At 50.4% G+C, this 15,206-nt stretch carries 14 protein-coding genes, 2 tRNA genes and 1 rRNA gene; 7 read left to right on the forward strand and 10 right to left on the reverse strand.

Annotated features, from left to right (window positions below):
- Positions 1–12: 12 nt before the first annotated feature.
- The 6 genes from GKS04_04770 to GKS04_04795 form a co-directional block, all read right to left on the reverse strand.
- Positions 13–85: transfer RNA gene (locus GKS04_04770), tRNA-Ala, on the reverse strand.
- A 128-nt stretch (positions 86–213) separates the two neighbouring features.
- Positions 214–288: transfer RNA gene (locus GKS04_04775), tRNA-Ile, on the reverse strand.
- A 62-nt stretch (positions 289–350) separates the two neighbouring features.
- Positions 351–698 (reverse strand): hypothetical protein, encoded by a 348-nt coding sequence (locus GKS04_04780; protein ID QMU56449.1) that lies wholly within the window; start codon positions 696–698, stop codon positions 351–353.
- A 247-nt stretch (positions 699–945) separates the two neighbouring features.
- Complete coding sequence (locus GKS04_04785) at positions 946–1,278, reverse strand: hypothetical protein (GenBank protein QMU56450.1); 333 nt, start codon at positions 1,276–1,278, stop codon at positions 946–948.
- A gap of 496 nt (positions 1,279–1,774) precedes the next feature.
- Positions 1,775–3,330, reverse strand: a 16S ribosomal RNA gene (locus tag GKS04_04790).
- 202 nt (positions 3,331–3,532) lie between these two features.
- Positions 3,533–4,165, reverse strand: a complete 633-nt coding sequence (locus GKS04_04795) for a hypothetical protein (GenBank protein QMU56451.1) — start codon at positions 4,163–4,165, stop codon at positions 3,533–3,535.
- 171 nt (positions 4,166–4,336) lie between these two features.
- Here GKS04_04795 and GKS04_04800 point away from each other — a divergent pair, with 171 nt between their 5' ends.
- The 3 genes from GKS04_04800 to GKS04_04810 are packed head-to-tail and all read left to right on the forward strand — an operon-like array spanning position 4,337 to position 7,271.
- Positions 4,337–5,131 carry an SDR family oxidoreductase gene (locus tag GKS04_04800; GenBank protein QMU56452.1) on the forward strand — a complete coding sequence of 265 codons (795 nt, stop codon included), beginning with the start codon at positions 4,337–4,339 and terminating at the stop codon, positions 5,129–5,131.
- Positions 5,128–5,841, forward strand: a complete 714-nt coding sequence (locus GKS04_04805; protein ID QMU56453.1) for a M48 family metalloprotease — start codon at positions 5,128–5,130, stop codon at positions 5,839–5,841. The genes GKS04_04800 and GKS04_04805 overlap by 4 nt, the downstream gene beginning before the upstream one ends.
- Positions 5,838–7,271, forward strand: coding sequence for a cysteine--tRNA ligase (locus GKS04_04810; GenBank protein QMU56454.1), 1,434 nt, complete (start codon positions 5,838–5,840; stop codon positions 7,269–7,271). Before GKS04_04805 ends, GKS04_04810 begins: the two co-directional genes overlap by 4 nt.
- A gap of 39 nt (positions 7,272–7,310) precedes the next feature.
- Here GKS04_04810 and GKS04_04815 read toward each other — a convergent pair whose 3' ends face one another.
- Positions 7,311–8,279, reverse strand: coding sequence for a radical SAM protein (locus GKS04_04815; GenBank protein QMU56455.1), 969 nt, complete (start codon positions 8,277–8,279; stop codon positions 7,311–7,313).
- A gap of 83 nt (positions 8,280–8,362) precedes the next feature.
- Here GKS04_04815 and GKS04_04820 point away from each other — a divergent pair, with 83 nt between their 5' ends.
- A complete protein-coding gene (locus GKS04_04820; protein QMU56456.1) occupies positions 8,363–9,922 on the forward strand; it encodes an NAD(P)H-hydrate dehydratase in 1,560 nt (519 codons plus the stop codon).
- The gene (tsaE, locus tag GKS04_04825; GenBank protein ID QMU56457.1) at positions 9,789–10,385 is read left to right on the forward strand and encodes a tRNA (adenosine(37)-N6)-threonylcarbamoyltransferase complex ATPase subunit type 1 TsaE; all 597 of its coding nucleotides are present in this window, start codon (positions 9,789–9,791) and stop codon (positions 10,383–10,385) included. Before GKS04_04820 ends, tsaE begins: the two co-directional genes overlap by 134 nt.
- Here tsaE and GKS04_04830 read toward each other — a convergent pair whose 3' ends face one another.
- Positions 10,386–11,102 carry an alpha/beta fold hydrolase gene (locus GKS04_04830; protein ID QMU56458.1) on the reverse strand — a complete coding sequence of 239 codons (717 nt, stop codon included), beginning with the start codon at positions 11,100–11,102 and terminating at the stop codon, positions 10,386–10,388. It abuts the gene before it with no gap.
- A gap of 158 nt (positions 11,103–11,260) precedes the next feature.
- Here GKS04_04830 and GKS04_04835 point away from each other — a divergent pair, with 158 nt between their 5' ends.
- Entirely contained in the window at positions 11,261–12,505 is a 1,245-nt protein-coding gene (locus GKS04_04835; GenBank protein QMU56704.1) for an aspartate kinase, read from the forward strand.
- On the forward strand, positions 12,502–14,082 hold the full coding sequence (locus tag GKS04_04840; GenBank protein ID QMU56459.1) for a citramalate synthase: 1,581 nt from the start codon (positions 12,502–12,504) through the stop codon (positions 14,080–14,082). Before GKS04_04835 ends, GKS04_04840 begins: the two co-directional genes overlap by 4 nt.
- 7 nt (positions 14,083–14,089) lie before the next feature.
- On the opposite strand, the gene GKS04_04845 is transcribed toward GKS04_04840, so the two are convergent.
- Both GKS04_04845 and GKS04_04850 read right to left on the reverse strand, forming a co-directional pair.
- Positions 14,090–14,932 (reverse strand): hypothetical protein, encoded by an 843-nt coding sequence (locus GKS04_04845; GenBank protein QMU56460.1) that lies wholly within the window; start codon positions 14,930–14,932, stop codon positions 14,090–14,092.
- Positions 14,933–14,939: 7 nt separating this feature from the next.
- Complete coding sequence (locus tag GKS04_04850) at positions 14,940–15,161, reverse strand: hypothetical protein (GenBank protein ID QMU56461.1); 222 nt, start codon at positions 15,159–15,161, stop codon at positions 14,940–14,942.
- Positions 15,162–15,206 lie beyond the last annotated feature (45 nt).

A 15,206-nucleotide genomic window follows, 5' to 3' on the forward strand; every position in this document is an offset into this window, starting at 1 on the left:
ATCTCGTATGCGTGGAGCCGAGCGGGTTCGAACCGCCGACCTCATCAATGCCATTGATGCGCTCTCCCAGCTGAGCTACGGCCCCTTGCTTACGAAATGTATGAAGGCTCGGAAGTTAAAGCAAACATATTTGCTTTAACTTCCCGTCCAAGCACGACACAAACTCTCCTCATTCAGCACAATTTATTAAACCCCAAACCAAAATCTATTTCATGGGCCCAGATGGATTTGAACCATCGACCTCACCCTTATCAGGGGTGCGCTCTAACCAGGCTGAGCTATGGGCCCCCGGCAAAGCGGAAAGTGTATAAACAATCGGTTGGAGTGTCAAAATAAGGCAATGCGGACTTTCACCTCTTCGTCAAATGCCATCCATTGCCGACCGGACACTCGTAAGTGCTCAACACCACTCCTCTTTTCCGTTTCATTTTGACCATACGCATCGCGTCTATTTCTGCCTCGTAAACGTCCTTGTTTTCGCCTTCCGCACCCGTGCAGTTCGGGCAAGTTCTGTTCGGCGCGCGGTCTTTCGGACCAATATGAAAATAACCGCAGGTTTCACAGGAATACGGAACTAAATTTTCATTGCCAAACTCCGCCCTTGCGTAATCCGCGCCCTCTTGCGCTTCGCCACGGGAACCGTATTCGGTAAGCGGCTCACCGTCTGAACGGAAACAGGTTGTGCTTTTTTGAATCATTGCAAAAAGTCATTCTATAAAAAATTTCTTGCAAACAGACAGGTTTATTTAAGGAAGGAAATTACGCAAAATCGCCAACGGAAAAACCGCCGCGTTCACACGCTTTGAGAACCACTTGCGCGCATGCCTTTGCGTCTGAAAGCGCTTCGTGGTGATTGAAAGAAATGCCGAGTTCATTGCATAGAGTTTTGAGAGCCGCGCCGTTTTGTAAGTTAAACGCCTTGTATGCGAAACTTCTGCTGTCCAGCTACTTTGAAAATCCAATCGGCGCGATTTGGTATTTGCTTTTTGCTTCTCTGATGGCATCCAAATCAAAAAATGTGTGGCTGATTACAATTTGGTTTTGAAGTTTGGAGCGCAGAGTGGCGGAAATGTCCGCAAATGTTGGCGCGCCTTCCACATCTTCGGGATCAATGCCGTGAATTCCGGTATTGAACTCTTCAAAATGTTCTTCGGGATTTACAAGTGTTGACCATTCATTCGCAAAAACGCCGCCGCGAACCTCAACAACGCCAAGTTGGCAGATGCTTCCACGGCTACGGTTGGCTGTTTCAACGTCTATGGTGACGAAATTGCTCACGAAGGGGGATTATATATACAAAGCGATATAATGACGGGGTGAGACAGCCAATTTACACAATCATAGCGGGAGCAACCGGATTGTCGCCGCTTGGAGATGATGAGAGGAACCTGATTGAAGCGGAAAAATATCCCTGCAAAAAGTTGAAGAGTATCTTGAGAAAAGAGAAAAGTTTGCGTTTGTCTTCCCATGAGCCATGAGATGGAATAAACGTAGCCCAAGTCTTTTCCTTTTCTCGATGTCATTCTCGGAATAGACACTTTCGGAGAGATAAATCTTGTGATTAGGCTCTTGAAATTCAAGAGAATTAATATTGTCAACAGGAATATTTGTTAAAAAGTTAAGTTTAGAACTACCCATTATTAGTTTTCAAAAAGACCAAAATCCTTTCAAAACTGAAAAGCACGCCGACAGACAGACTACAAAACCGTTTCGTTCAAACGATTGGGTTTGTTTTGTTATTGTTTACTCTTTGTGAGTAAAAATTTACTCCGTGAGTAAGGAGGTGATCCAGCCGCAGGTTCCCCTACGGCTACCTTGTTACGACTTCACCCCAATTACTGGCCCTACCTTAGGAACTTGCCTCCCGAAGGTTAAGCGCGGCTACTTCGGGTAGAACCAACTTTCGTGGTGTGACGGGCGGTGTGTGCAAGGTCCGGGAACGTATTCACCGCAGCATTGCTGATCTGCGATTACTAGCGATTCCAACTTCATGCAGGTGAGTTTCAACCTGCAATCCGAACTGAGACCGACTTTATAGGATTGGCTCCCCCTCACGGGTTCGCGACCTGTTGTATCGGCCATTGTAGCATGTGTGTAGCCCAAGGCGTAAGGGCCATGCTGACTTGACGTCATCCCCGCCTTCCTCCGACTTGTCGCCGACAGTCTCTTTAGAGTCCCCGCCCGAAGCGCTGGCAACTAAAGATAGGGGTTGCGCTCGTTACCGGACTTAACCGGACACCTCACGGCACGAGCTGACGACAGCCATGCAGCACCTGTGCTAAATTCGTCAGGCAAGCCCGACGTAACTGATGTTTTCACACCAGCATAAGATAGCATGTCAAGCCTTGGTAAGGTTCTTCGCTTATCATCGAATTAAACCACATGCTCCACCGCTTGTGCGGACCCCCGCCAATTTCTTTGAGTTTCAGCCTTGCGACCGTACTCCCCAGGCGGGATGCTTAACGCGTTAACTACGACAAAGAAGAAAATCCCCTTCATCTAGCATCCATCGTTTAGGGCGTGGACTACCCGGGTATCTAATCCGGTTCGCTCCCCACGCTTTCGTTCCTCAGTGTCAGTACCAAGCCAGTTGGCTGCCTTCGCTAACTGGTGTTCCTCCCGATATCTACGCATTTCACCGCTACACCGGGAATTCCGCCAACCTCTCTTGGACTCAAGTCAAGCAGTTTTGGATGCAATTCCGGGGTTAAGCCCCGGGCTTTCACATCCAACTTGCAAGACCACCTACGAACTCTTTACGCCCAGTAATTCCGAGCAACGCTTGCCCCCTCCGTATTACCGCGGCTGCTGGCACGGAGTTAGCCGGGGCTTCCTCTGGAGGTACAGTCAAGCCTGTAAGGTTAATTTACAGACCCTTCTTCCCTCTTGACATAGGTTTACAACCCGAAGGCCTTCTTCCCTCACGCGGCATCGCTGGGTCAGGCTTTCGCCCATTGCCCAATATTCCCCACTGCTGCCTCCCGTAGGAGTCGGGGCCGTGTCTCAGTCCCCGTGTGGCCGATCACCCGCTAAGGCCGGCTACCCGTCTTTGGCTTGGTAGGCCTTTACCCCACCAACAACCTGATAGGACGTGGACCCCTCAAAAGGCGACAACCAAAAAGGCCATCTTTTACCCCATTGTCCGAAGACATCGTGGTCATATCCGGCATTAGCCTTGGTTTCCCAAGGTTGTTCCGAACCTTAAGGCAGGTTATCCACGTTGTACTCACCCGTCCGCCGCTGTACTTGCGACCGAAGTCGCTTTCTCGCTCGACTTGCATGTGTAAAGCGTGCCGCCAGCGTTCGCTCTGAGCCAGAATCAAACTCTTCCTAAAAATTGTAATCGTCTGGAAACGACTCTGCGTTTGTCCGCTGTCTGCGTGCTATTCAGTTTTCAAAGAACTTACGACACAATGTGTCGCGGGGTGGTTACAGTAACGAAGCACCATTGCCTTGTCAATACTGCCGCTATAAAAAAAAAGCACCGGATAAAAATCCGGCGCTTTTTCAATATCAGAAATCGACTTGCTTATCAGAACACAAAGGAAATTCTGGCAACCCCAGACAGTCCCCACAATTTGCTGACGGGACCTGTGGCGCGGTTAATAACGTAATGCCCCTTTGCCGCCACACCCATTTTCAAGCCGTCGCGTTTAACATAGTCAACGGCAAATTTGCCAATCACCGGCATGAAATCTTCTCTGGAAATCTGGTCTCCGAGATCGTAAATAAACAGACCCGTTCCCACTCCGGCCGACAATTCCACCGGGTTCGTCTCCATAGGGAAATCAAACTGCACAAAAACTGGCGCAGAGAAATGATTGAGAGTGTGGTCCGCCACATCAGCAAAACCAATCATGAGGTCCGGCTCAAACCTTAAACTTGAAAGAAAATTCAAACCGAAAACACTGTTGCCGCCAATAAAGCGCGACAATTCAAAACCCATGGACATCCCGTGCTCCTCAGCATCGGGTCCGGCCATACGTGCCTTCTGGTAGTAGTAGCCGCTCTTAAGAACAAATTCTTTGTTGCCGTCCGACATATACGTGGACATCATGCTACCATTTTCATCCATAGCACCTTCATCCATAACATCTGCTTTGGCACTCGGGCTAAAAGACAAGGCAAGCGCCACAACAAGCGCGAAAAATAAAGACTTTTTCATTATAATATTCCCTCCTACTGAACTCCCACTCATTCTACAGATAGACACGGAGTTTTGTCAACAAAGTTTAAGAAACCACATAATTTGAATTTCCCCTCTATTACTGTGAATATATATTGATAGAAAGGTCGGGTTTACACGCCCCATCAAATTTCATTCAAGGCGGTTCACATGGCAAAAGACACTCAAAAGAAATGGGCTATCATCTTAGGCGCGTCAAGCGGTTTCGGACAAGCGGCGGCGGTTGAGCTCGCGAAAAACGGAATGAATATCTGCGGAGTCCATCTGGACAGAAAAGCCGGATTGGGAAACGTGGAAAAGATTAAAAGCGCTATTGAATCCGAAGGAGCAAAAGCGCTGTTTTTCAACGTCAATGCGGCAGACCCGGAAAAGCGCGCGGAGGTTCTGGATTCTCTGGCAGGGCCGGCCGGCGCGGAAAGTCCGGTAAAGGTTCTTCTGCACTCGCTCGCGTTTGGAACCCTCAAACACTACGTTTCGGACAAGCCGGAGGAAATGCTCACAAACAAGAACATGGATATGACGCTTGATGTGATGGCGCACAGCCTTGTTTACTGGTCGCAGGACGTTGTAACGCGAAAACTCATGGGCGAAGGCGGCAGAATTTTCGCGATGACAAGTTCGGGAAGCCACAGGGTATGGCCCACATACGGAGCCGTTTCGGCGGCAAAAGCGGCGCTTGAACACCACATTCGCCAACTTGCCGTTGAACTCGCGCCGAAAAAAATCACCGCAAACTCAATAAGAGCCGGTGTAACAGACACGCCCGCGCTCAGAAAAATCCCCGGAAACGAAGCACTTGTTGAAAACGCCATGCGGGTCAATCCGTCCGGGCGGCTGACCACAACCGAGGATGTTGCCAAAACAATAGCCCTTCTCGCGCAAAGCGGAGCGGACTGGGTAACGGGCAATGTTATCGGCGTTGACGGCGGTGAAGATTTGATATGAGAACAGCCGCCGTAATCATTGCGGTCACGCTTGCCATCACGCCCGTAACACACGCTGGCATTTTTGGCGAAATTGACAAATTTCTCCATTCTGTAACCGAGAGTGTAACGGAAAAGGACAAGATTACGGGGCTTCGTTCCCTCAGTCTTCAAGACAGGAAGGCGCAAATAAAGCAGGCAGATTCAGCCGCTCTTTCCACTATCAAAAAATACGGTAGCAATATCAACGAAAGGGTCAGCCGTTCCCAATACCTCCGTTTGAAAAAAATCTTTGAGCGTGTTCACAAAGTCAGCCACCTTCGCGATGAGAAATGGACAGTTGTCCTATTGCCAGAAAAAAGTTTCAATGCTTTTGTCACCGGCGGCACTTTTGTGTTCGCCAATCTCGGCTTTATGGAGTTCTGCAATGATGACGAAGCCGCCGCAGTCATCGGACACGAAATCGGCCATGTAACGGCAAATCACGCTTTTGAGATGCATTCATATCTGCTCGCTGCCACTCTTGCAGACGCAAAGAATTTGAAAAAAGAGGGTTGCGCCGCACTTGCGGGATATGACCCGCTTGTGTTAAGAGCAAACTCTGGTGGACCAATTACGCCCGGAATGTCTTTTTATGTTTCTTTCTCAGACCCTAACCTACTTAATTACGTGCCTTACATTCAAAACGGACAAGCAAAACTCAACTTCAAAATCACCGATGTGCGGTTATGAGCAAACTTCCTGAAATCAAACTTTACAACACGGTTTCGCGGATGAAAGAAACCTTTGTGCCGAAAAACCCCGGCAAGGTCGGCATATATGTTTGCGGGCCCACAGTGTATGACTCAGCCCATCTCGGGCACGCGCGTTCGGCGGTTTCTTTTGATGTCATAAGGCGGTTTCTCATCCATACGGGTTATGAAGTTACTTTTGTGAGAAACTACACCGATGTTGACGACAAAATCATCAACCGCGCCAATGAAACAGGCAAAACATGCGAGGAAATCACCGAAACTTATATTAAAGATTACAGCGAGGATATGGAAGCGCTCGGCGTCCGCACGCCCGATGTTGAGCCGAGGGTTACCACCCACATGGCGCAAATCGTCGCGCTTGTCGGGAAAATTATTGAAAGCGGAATCGGATACGAATCGGACGGAGATGTTTTCTTTTCGGTTAGAAAGTTCAACGAATACGGCAAACTGTCGCGCAGGACTCTTGACTCAATGCTTGAAGCGGTGCGCATAGACCTGAACGAAAAAAAGGAAGACGCGCTTGACTTCGCGCTCTGGAAGGCGGCAAAGCCCGGCGAACCGAGTTGGAACAGCCCGTGGGGGAAAGGACGGCCCGGCTGGCACATAGAGTGCAGCGCGATGAGCATGGAATATCTTGGAATGGATTTTGACATACACGGCGGCGGGAAAGATTTGATTTTTCCGCACCACGAGAACGAAATTGCGCAGTCCGAAGCCGCAGGCGGCGGATTCGCTAAATACTGGATGCACAACGGGCTGATTCAGATAAACAGAGAAAAAATGAGCAAATCGCTTGATAATTTTCTCACGGTCAAACAGGCGCTTGAAAGATGGTCTCCCGAAGCGATTCGCCTTTTCTTCCTGCTTCACCACTACCGCAATCCGGCGGATTTTTCAGAAAAAGCCCTTGATGAGGCCGAAGCGTCTCTGGGACGGCTTTACAAAACAATCGGACGGGCAAAAGCGGCGGGCAATGACGGCGACGATGACGGCAAACTTGCCGAGTCTGTAAAAAAATTCAAAGAAAAAAGTTTCGGCGCGATGCTTGATGATTTTAACTCCGCCGAAGCAACAGGTCATCTGTTTGACCTCATAAGGGAAATCAACCGCTCGCTTGATTCAAACCCCGCCGGTTCGGGCGCGATTGCGTCCGCGCTTGGCGCGATAGAGGAATTCGCGGGTGTCGTGAGAATACTTGCCGGCGACCCCGACGAGTATAAGAAAGGCGCGATGGACGCGGAAATATCCGAAGACGAAATCACCGGACTTATAGCGGAAAGAGAAGCCGCGAGAAAGGAAAAAGACTGGAGCAAAGCGGACGAAATCCGAAACACACTAGCGGAAAAAGGCGTTGTTCTTGAAGACGGTGCTGAGGGAACTGTGTGGAGTTTAAAAAGGAAACAATGAGCAACGGGGACGGAAATCTGATTAAGGAAGTGCCGGAAATTAAATCCAAACGCCCATGTATTCAAGGGCGCGTCTCATTGTTTGCGGGGCTTGCGTTTCGCCGCGGCAACTGAACCAGCACGCTTCGCATTTTGTGGGCTGAAACATTCCCGGTTCATATTCAGACCAGTGCGCCACAACGGGCATTTCACTGCACCGTTTTATGTGGCCGCTCGGAGTGATTTGCAGATGCTCAATTCCCGCCGTGCAATCCGGCACGCCACCGCGCTCAAAATATGAGGGGATTTGATTCAAGTAATATTCGCTCGAAAGAATAGTCCCCTTCCACTTGCGCCTTCTTTCAATAATTTCATCAATAAGCGTTCTCACGCGCCCAGCGTGTTTGGAGTCAATCAAATGTGATTCGTTGTTTGTTTTCATAACGGAATACGAACTGAAAGATATGCCTATGCCCCACTCTCTCGCCTTGTCCGCAATGTTCAAAACCTCGTCCAGATTGTCGTCCATTATCACGGTGTTCACTATGATGCTTTTGTCCGGAAACTCCTCCGCCATTTGAGGCATAAGTTCGGAAATGTGATTCCAAAGCCCTTTGATTCCCCTGTATTGGTCGTGCATCTCACCCGGAAAATCAAGCGAAATGGCTATCTGATCCATTCCGGCGTCAAAAAGTTCGCGCGCCTTGCCGATGTCAAGCAGGTCGCCTTTGGTAACCATTGAGGTGAAAATGTAAATGGAAGTCTCTTTGATTTGGCTGAAAATGTCCGGGAGGTCTTTCCTGAGCATTGGCTCGCCGCCGGTTACAACCGTAACAAGCGGGTTGATTTTCCGCATCACGGGTCGGTAGTCGTCAAGGCGGACTTCGTGGCGCGTCTGCCAGTAATCACAAAAATCGCAGGTCGCGTTACAAAGTTTTGTAACTTCAAGATTCGCAAGTATGGGTCTTCCGGAAGCTCTGGAGTAAGCGTATTTCGCTATACCGGCCGCACCTTCTCTAATCGAAAGCATTGTTGCAGAATATCATACGAGCGGAGCCGTTTCAATCAATAACTCCTTGCGGGCAATCTCGCGCGCCTGTTACAATCTGGCTAATGAAAGCCGCTACAAGAGAGGAAATACGCGAGATAGACAGAGCGTCGGTTGATGAGCACGGGATTTCCGTAAACGTGCTTATGGAAAACGCCGGGCGCGCCGTTTGTCTGGCGGCGGAAAGAAAATTTCCCGAAGCCCGGAAAATAGCCGTTGTCTGCGGAGGCGGCAACAACGGCGGAGACGGCTTTGTCGCCGCGCGGCATCTGGCGGCCAAGGGAAAGAAAGTTACCGTTTACACTTCAAAAAAAACAGCCGAATACTCAAAACAACCCCTTGAAAACCTGAAGTCCGCGGAAAAAAGCGGAATTCCAATCGTTGAAATTGGAAAAGACCCGAAAAAAACACTGGAGAAAAAGATTGTCGGATGCGACCTCATAATTGACGCTCTGCTCGGCACGGGACTTGAATCCGAAGTTCGCGCGGCGGATGCCGGATTGATAGATTTCATCAACGCTTCAAAATGCCCGTGTCTTTCGGTGGATGTTCCGTCCGGCATAGACTCAAACACCGGAGCCGTTCTTGGCAAAGCCGTCAAAGCGGACGCGACCGTAACCTTCGTGGTTCCAAAAGTGGGCATATCCATTCACCCGGGGGTTGAGCACGCGGGCGAGATTTTTGTCGCGGGAATTACAACCCCTCCCCGTTTGGAAGAGAGAATCGCCTGCGAAATTACCACTTACCAGACCTGCGCCGGACTGTTGCATCCGCGAGCGGACGACTCCCACAAGGGCACATACGGACACACGCTTGTTCTCGCGGGAGGCGTGGGGAAATCCGGCGCGGCGGTTCTCGCGACCGAAGCGGCGGTCAACGCGGGCTCGGGGCTTGTAACTCTCGGAGTTCCGAAAAGCGTCCACGCGTCCGCCGAACAGAAAGTTGTTGAGGCAATGAGCGAGCCGATTAAGGAATCGGACGGATGTTTCGGAGAGCCGTCCGTGCAAAAAGCGAAGGAAATACTGTCGGGCAAAAGCGCTCTTGTAACCGGTCCGGGAATCTCAACATCTGAGCAGACCGCGTTTTTTCTGTCCGAAATTGTGGCGGCGGCTTCCTGCCCAATCGTCATAGACGCTGACGGCTTGAATATAGCGGCTGAAAATCCCGGCATCTTTGACAAAATCCGGGGCGAAACCGTGTTGACGCCCCACCCCGCCGAGATGGCGCGGCTCTGCGGAAAAACCACCTCGGACATACAGGCGGACAGAATTGGCTCCGCGCGCGAATTGGCGGCGCGAACCGGCTGCTTTGTAGTTCTAAAGGGCGCACGAACCGTAACGGCTTGCCCGCAAGGCGCTGTTTTTATAAACCCTACGGGCAATCCCGCAATGGCTTCTGGCGGAATGGGTGACGTTCTTGCCGGGATTATCGGCGGACTTCTCGCTCAAGGGTACTGCGCGCGGGACGCTTGTATTCTTGGAGTTTTCGCGCATGGGCTCGCAGGAGACATTGCGGCGCGACAGTCCGGCGGAGTGGCGGTCAGAGCGGGCGCGGTGTCCGGAGTTTTGTCCGCGGCTTTCGCCGCAATCGCAAAAGCGGACGGACAGTTTTTCACGGTCATTTGAGGTTTTTGCGGTTTTGAAAGGAGAAACGAAAGTTATCACGTCCAACGAGGAGGAAACCGAAAACCTCGGACGCAAAATCGCGGCGGATTTAAACGTAGGAGACGCGGTTCTGCTCTACGGCGGACTCGGAGCGGGAAAAACTGTTATCGCAAGGGGAATAGCGCGTGGGCTTGGCGTGGAAGAAATTGTCGCAAGCCCGACTTTTGTAATTATGAACCGCTATGAAACGCGCCTCCCGAATATGCCGCTTTTCCATTTTGACCTTTACAGAAATCCCGCGCCCGATGAATTTGCCGGACTCGGTTTTGCGGACATCTTCGCCGGGGAAGGTGTAACCGTGGTTGAATGGGCGGAAAATCTGCCACCGGGGTTTGCGCGGGACACGGTCAAAATTGAAATCGCGCTTTCAGAAAAAAACACAAACGGACGCGAGATTAAAATCTCCACGCGGAAACAGCCCTAATCAGGCAAGCGACAGCAAATGCCGTGACAGTTCCTCAACTGCGGACATTGCCGGCGAGTGGTCCGTGTCTATCGTGAACACGGGGTCGCAAGGCAACGCGCTTTGCATCATACGCTGACTTTTGATACTGAAAGTGCGATCTTTTGAACATTCAACATAGGCGCGTTTGACACTGCCAAAATTCCCGTCGCTTATTTCAACCGGCGTGACCAGAGGAGCCAGCGCCTGTTTTGTGAGAAGCAATTTCGCTTGAGCGACATCTTCGTCCGAACACTGCGCGTAAAGCGCGGGCTTTATCATGTCATCTTTGAGGAGAACGGTTTTTTCGTCTTCGGAAACAACAAGGTTGGGAGGAACAAGCGACTCTTCGTCTTTGCTTATGACATCATGCAAACTTTGACCGTTTTGCAACAGAACCGCCGCCACGTAAACAAGAGTCCGTATTTTGTCCGGACGCCTTTCCGCCACCTGACTTATAATACAGCCCGCCATGCTGTGCCCGACCAGAACCACCGGTTCTTTCGCCCGGTCAAGTTGGTCGCAGACGCTGTTGACATAAGCTTCCAGAGTGGCATCTTCGGGTGGCGTCGTATCTTTTCCATGACCGGGCAAATCACGCGCTTCCACACTGTGCTCCGCCACTTCAAGCAGAGGTGTCAATTTGTTCCAACACCAACTGCCGTGCCAAGCTCCGTGAACGAGAATATAAGAACTCATAAAGATTTCCTCCCGGTGGATGAATACCTGACTACTTTACATACTTTTGTGGAAAACGGGGGAACCGCCGCTTTCCGAATGGCTTTCATACATCGGGAAATCTCCTCTAATCACGCCGGACACTGTTATAATAAGCCCTTTAACAAATGGGTAGAACAATGAGTCTCGTGGTTCAAAAATACGGCGGAGCAAGCGTTTCCAACATCGGCTCCATAGGAAAGGTCGCGGAAAACATTATCAAGCGCGCAAAACAGGGCAACCGTATTGTGGCGGTTGTGTCCGCGATGGCGGGCGAGACCGACCGGCTCACAAACCTTGCACGCAAAATTATGGACCCGCCAGACCGGCGCGAACTTGATGTCATTATCTCAAGCGGAGAGCAGGTTTCTTCGGGGCTTTTGTGCATGAAAATAAAGTCACTCGGGCATGAAGCGGTTTCTTTCCAGGGACATCAGGTTCGTGTTACAACTAACAATGTGTTCAGCGGCGCGAAGATAAAAACCATTGACGACAGAAAAATCAGAGAAGCGCTTGATTCGGGAATGGTTGTTGTAATCGCCGGATTTCAGGGCGTTGACGATGATGGAAACGTTACAACTCTGGGCAGAGGAGGCTCGGATTTGACCGCGGTCGCGGTCGCATCCGTTCTCGACGCAGATTCCTGCGAACTCTACAAGGATGTTGCCGGAATCTTCTCCGCAGACCCTCTGGTGTGCAAAGATGCGCGAAAGCTGGATAAAATCTGCTACGAAGAGATGCTCGAAATGGCGAGCGCCGGCTCAAAAGTTCTTCAGGCAAGAGCGGTTGAGCACGCAAGCAAATTCTCAATTCCCCTTCATGTGCGTCCCATGAACACGCCGGAAAAAGAAGGGACGCTGGTTATGGAGGAAAGTTCGATGGAGTCAATGGAAGAGGCGATAATCTCAGGTGTGAGTTCGGACAAAAATCAGGCGAAACTTACAATCGCGGATGTTCCCGATCAGCCGGGAATCGCCGCGAAAATCTTCTCGGTTCTTGCGAGCGAAGACATATCGGTGGACATGATTGTTCAAAACATCAGTCATGACGGAGTCAACGACGTTACCTTCACGGTTCCGCGCGTGGAATTCAAAAGAGCCTCAAAAGCGACTCGCAAACTGTCAAAGGAAATCGGCGCAAGGCAGGTGGAATCCGAAGACAACATAGCGAAAATCTCACTCATCGGCATCGGAATGAGGTCTCATTCGGGAGTGGCTTCCAGAATGTTCAAAACGCTCGCGCGTGAGAAAATCAACATAATGATGATAAGCACTTCGGAAATAAAAATCTCGTGCATAGTGCAGGAGAGAGAAACCGCACGCGCCGTGCGCGCGCTTCATGACGAATTTTTCGGCGGAAAAAAGAAAAGCGGAAAGAAAAAATGAGCGAAACCGTTGAAATATACGATGTAACACTGAGGGACGGCACTCAAGGCGAAGACATATCGTTTTCGGTTGAGGGAAAACTCCAAATCACGGAGAAACTCGCCGACCTCGGCGTCAATTACATAGAAGGCGGCTGGCCCGGCTCAAACGACCGCGACAGGGAGTATTTTGAGCGCGCCCTCAAACTGAACACGGCAAACGCGAAAGTAAGCGCTTTTTCAAGCACCCGCCGCGCCGGAGTTTCGTGCGAAGGGGACGCCAACATTCAGTCGCTTCTTCAAACCGGCGTTTCAGTTGCGGCGATTGTGGGCAAAAGTTGGGATTTTCAGGTTGAAACTGTCCTGGAAACCACCGAAGACGAGAACCTCGCGATGATAAGCGACACCGTGGAATATCTTAAAGAGAGAATGGAAACAGTGTTTTTTGACGCGGAGCATTTTTTTGACGGTTTCAAGGCAAACCCGGATTACGCAATTGCCGCCGCGCGTGCGGCGATTGATGCCGGCGCCGATGCCGTTGTGATGTGCGACACAAACGGCGGCTCAATGCCGTGGGAGGTTGAGCAAACCGTGTTGGAAACGAAAAAACTGCTCGGCGGAGACCCGCCTCTGGGAATCCACTTCCACAACGACACCGAAAATGGAGTTGCCAATACACTGTACGCCATCAAAAACGGAGTTCGCCATGTGCAAGGAACAATGAACGGCTACGGCGAGAGGTGCGGAAACGCCAACCTCTGTTCAATCATACCGAACATCTGCTTCAAACTTGGAATGGACTGCATCACAAACGGTAAAGTGGAAAAACTTTATGAGACCGCTCATTTCATCAACGAACTCGCCAACCTCAACCCTCTGAAGAAAAAAGCGTTTGTCGGCGCAAGCGCTTTCGCGCACAAAGGAGGGCTTCACGCGAGCGCGGTTCGCAAAAACCCCGAAACATACGAACACATAGATCCCTCTCTTGTGGGAAACCGCAGAAGAGTACTGGTTTCAGACCTTTCGGGCAGAGCAAACATCATTTCAAAAGCGGCGGAGTTCGGAGTGGAGATAGATTCAAACGACAAACGGGTTGTGGAAATCCTGCAAAATCTCAAAGAGTTGGAAAACAAGGGATACGAATTTGAAAGGGCCGGAGCGTCATTTGAACTTCTTGTGAGAAAACATCTGGGCTTGTATAAAAAACTTTTCTTTGTGGAAAACATCAAAACCGCCGTTGAGCGTGAGGGCAGAGACGGCAAGCCCATATCGTCCGCGGAAGTTTCAGTCAAGGTTGATGAGAAATTTGAAAAAGTGAAAGCGCTCGGAAACGGACCCGTGAACGCGCTTGACAAAGCGTTGCGGGAGGCGCTTGAAAGGTTTTTTCCCACGATTCGGGAAATGACGCTCAAAGACTACAAAGTGCGCGTAGTGTCGTCCATCAAGGGCACAGACTCGGTGGTGCGGGTTCTTGTTGAATCGGGAGACGGCACAACCGTCTGGAATACGGTGGGCGTCTCGGAAAATGTGGTTGAAGCAAGTTGGAAAGCACTCATAGACAGCATTGATTACAAACTGCTCAAAGACGCGCTCTCCTGAACCCCCGTTATGAAACCGCGCTTTTAAGTCTGTTCCACTCTTTGATGTAATTGTTCAGATGATTGCATCCTGAAGCGGCTTGGATTTCAATCATTTCCATAACAAGTTCCTGCTCACGCGCGTATTGGTCAGCGTTAAAGAATCCTCCGAAGTGCGCGAAACGTAGCCACAAAAGATAGGTCGTCAGAGCGTCAAACTCGTTGTATCTGACTATGTCGTCAATCCGTCCTTCAAGCCACATCGGAGCGACTTCGTTGCCGTCAACACCCATCTTGCCCGGAATACCCGAAAGCCGCGCGAGCTCATTGAGTGAAGGCGTTGATTTGTTGCCGCCCACTATGTTCATCATATCCACGTTCCATTCGCTGAAACCGGAAAAATAGTCCGCGCCTTCCCACGGTTTGTCCGGTCTTTTCGCGAAAGACGGAATGGAAAGCCCGTTTGTAACGGCTCTCTGCACAAGAATTCTCAGGTCCGCACGCACCGAGTTGTAGCCAACCACTTGAGGTTTGTGTTTGCCGACAGATTCAAGAAAATCGCGGATTATACGGTTTTCGCTCTTTTTGTCTTCCGCAGTCTCGCCAATTTGCGGAAGCGAATGGAGATGAACCGTAACATCCTCTCCTTCTTTTTTTCTTGAAACCATTGAGAGGGAAACAACTTTGCACAGAATGGTTTTTAAAAAAGGTCTGGGGTTTTCATCGGTCGCCCCTCCTCTTTTCCACATCTCGCCCATAACCTCGGCGTCCGGCATATCCTCCGGCAGGTCATAAACAAGCCGTCCGGCAAGCGGGTCAGGAACCCACTCAACATCAAAAGCCCATACCTTGTTGTGAACGGATTTGAACATCCGCGTTTCAGGATTTGTCTCTGCCCATATGGCGCAGACAGGTTGAAAGCGCAAGCATAGTGGGAGCCCAGAGCCCCACAAAGATACCGAGACGCTCCGCAGACGCTCTAACCTCAATCTCTCCGCTCATTCCACCCTGAAAGAACCATGCGCTCAGAGAAAGAACAATTGAGACAATCCCGCCGAAGAAAAACAGTTTGCTAAGAAACATGTAGTTTGATTTGCTCATTGAAAGAAACCCCCGTTTCTGAATATAAATACTAAATTGAAAATG

It is taken from the genome of Candidatus Mycalebacterium zealandia (genome assembly GCA_014075295.1).
Taxonomy (GTDB): Bacteria; Desulfobacterota_D; UBA1144; order Nemesobacterales; family Mycalebacteriaceae; genus Mycalebacterium; species Mycalebacterium zealandia.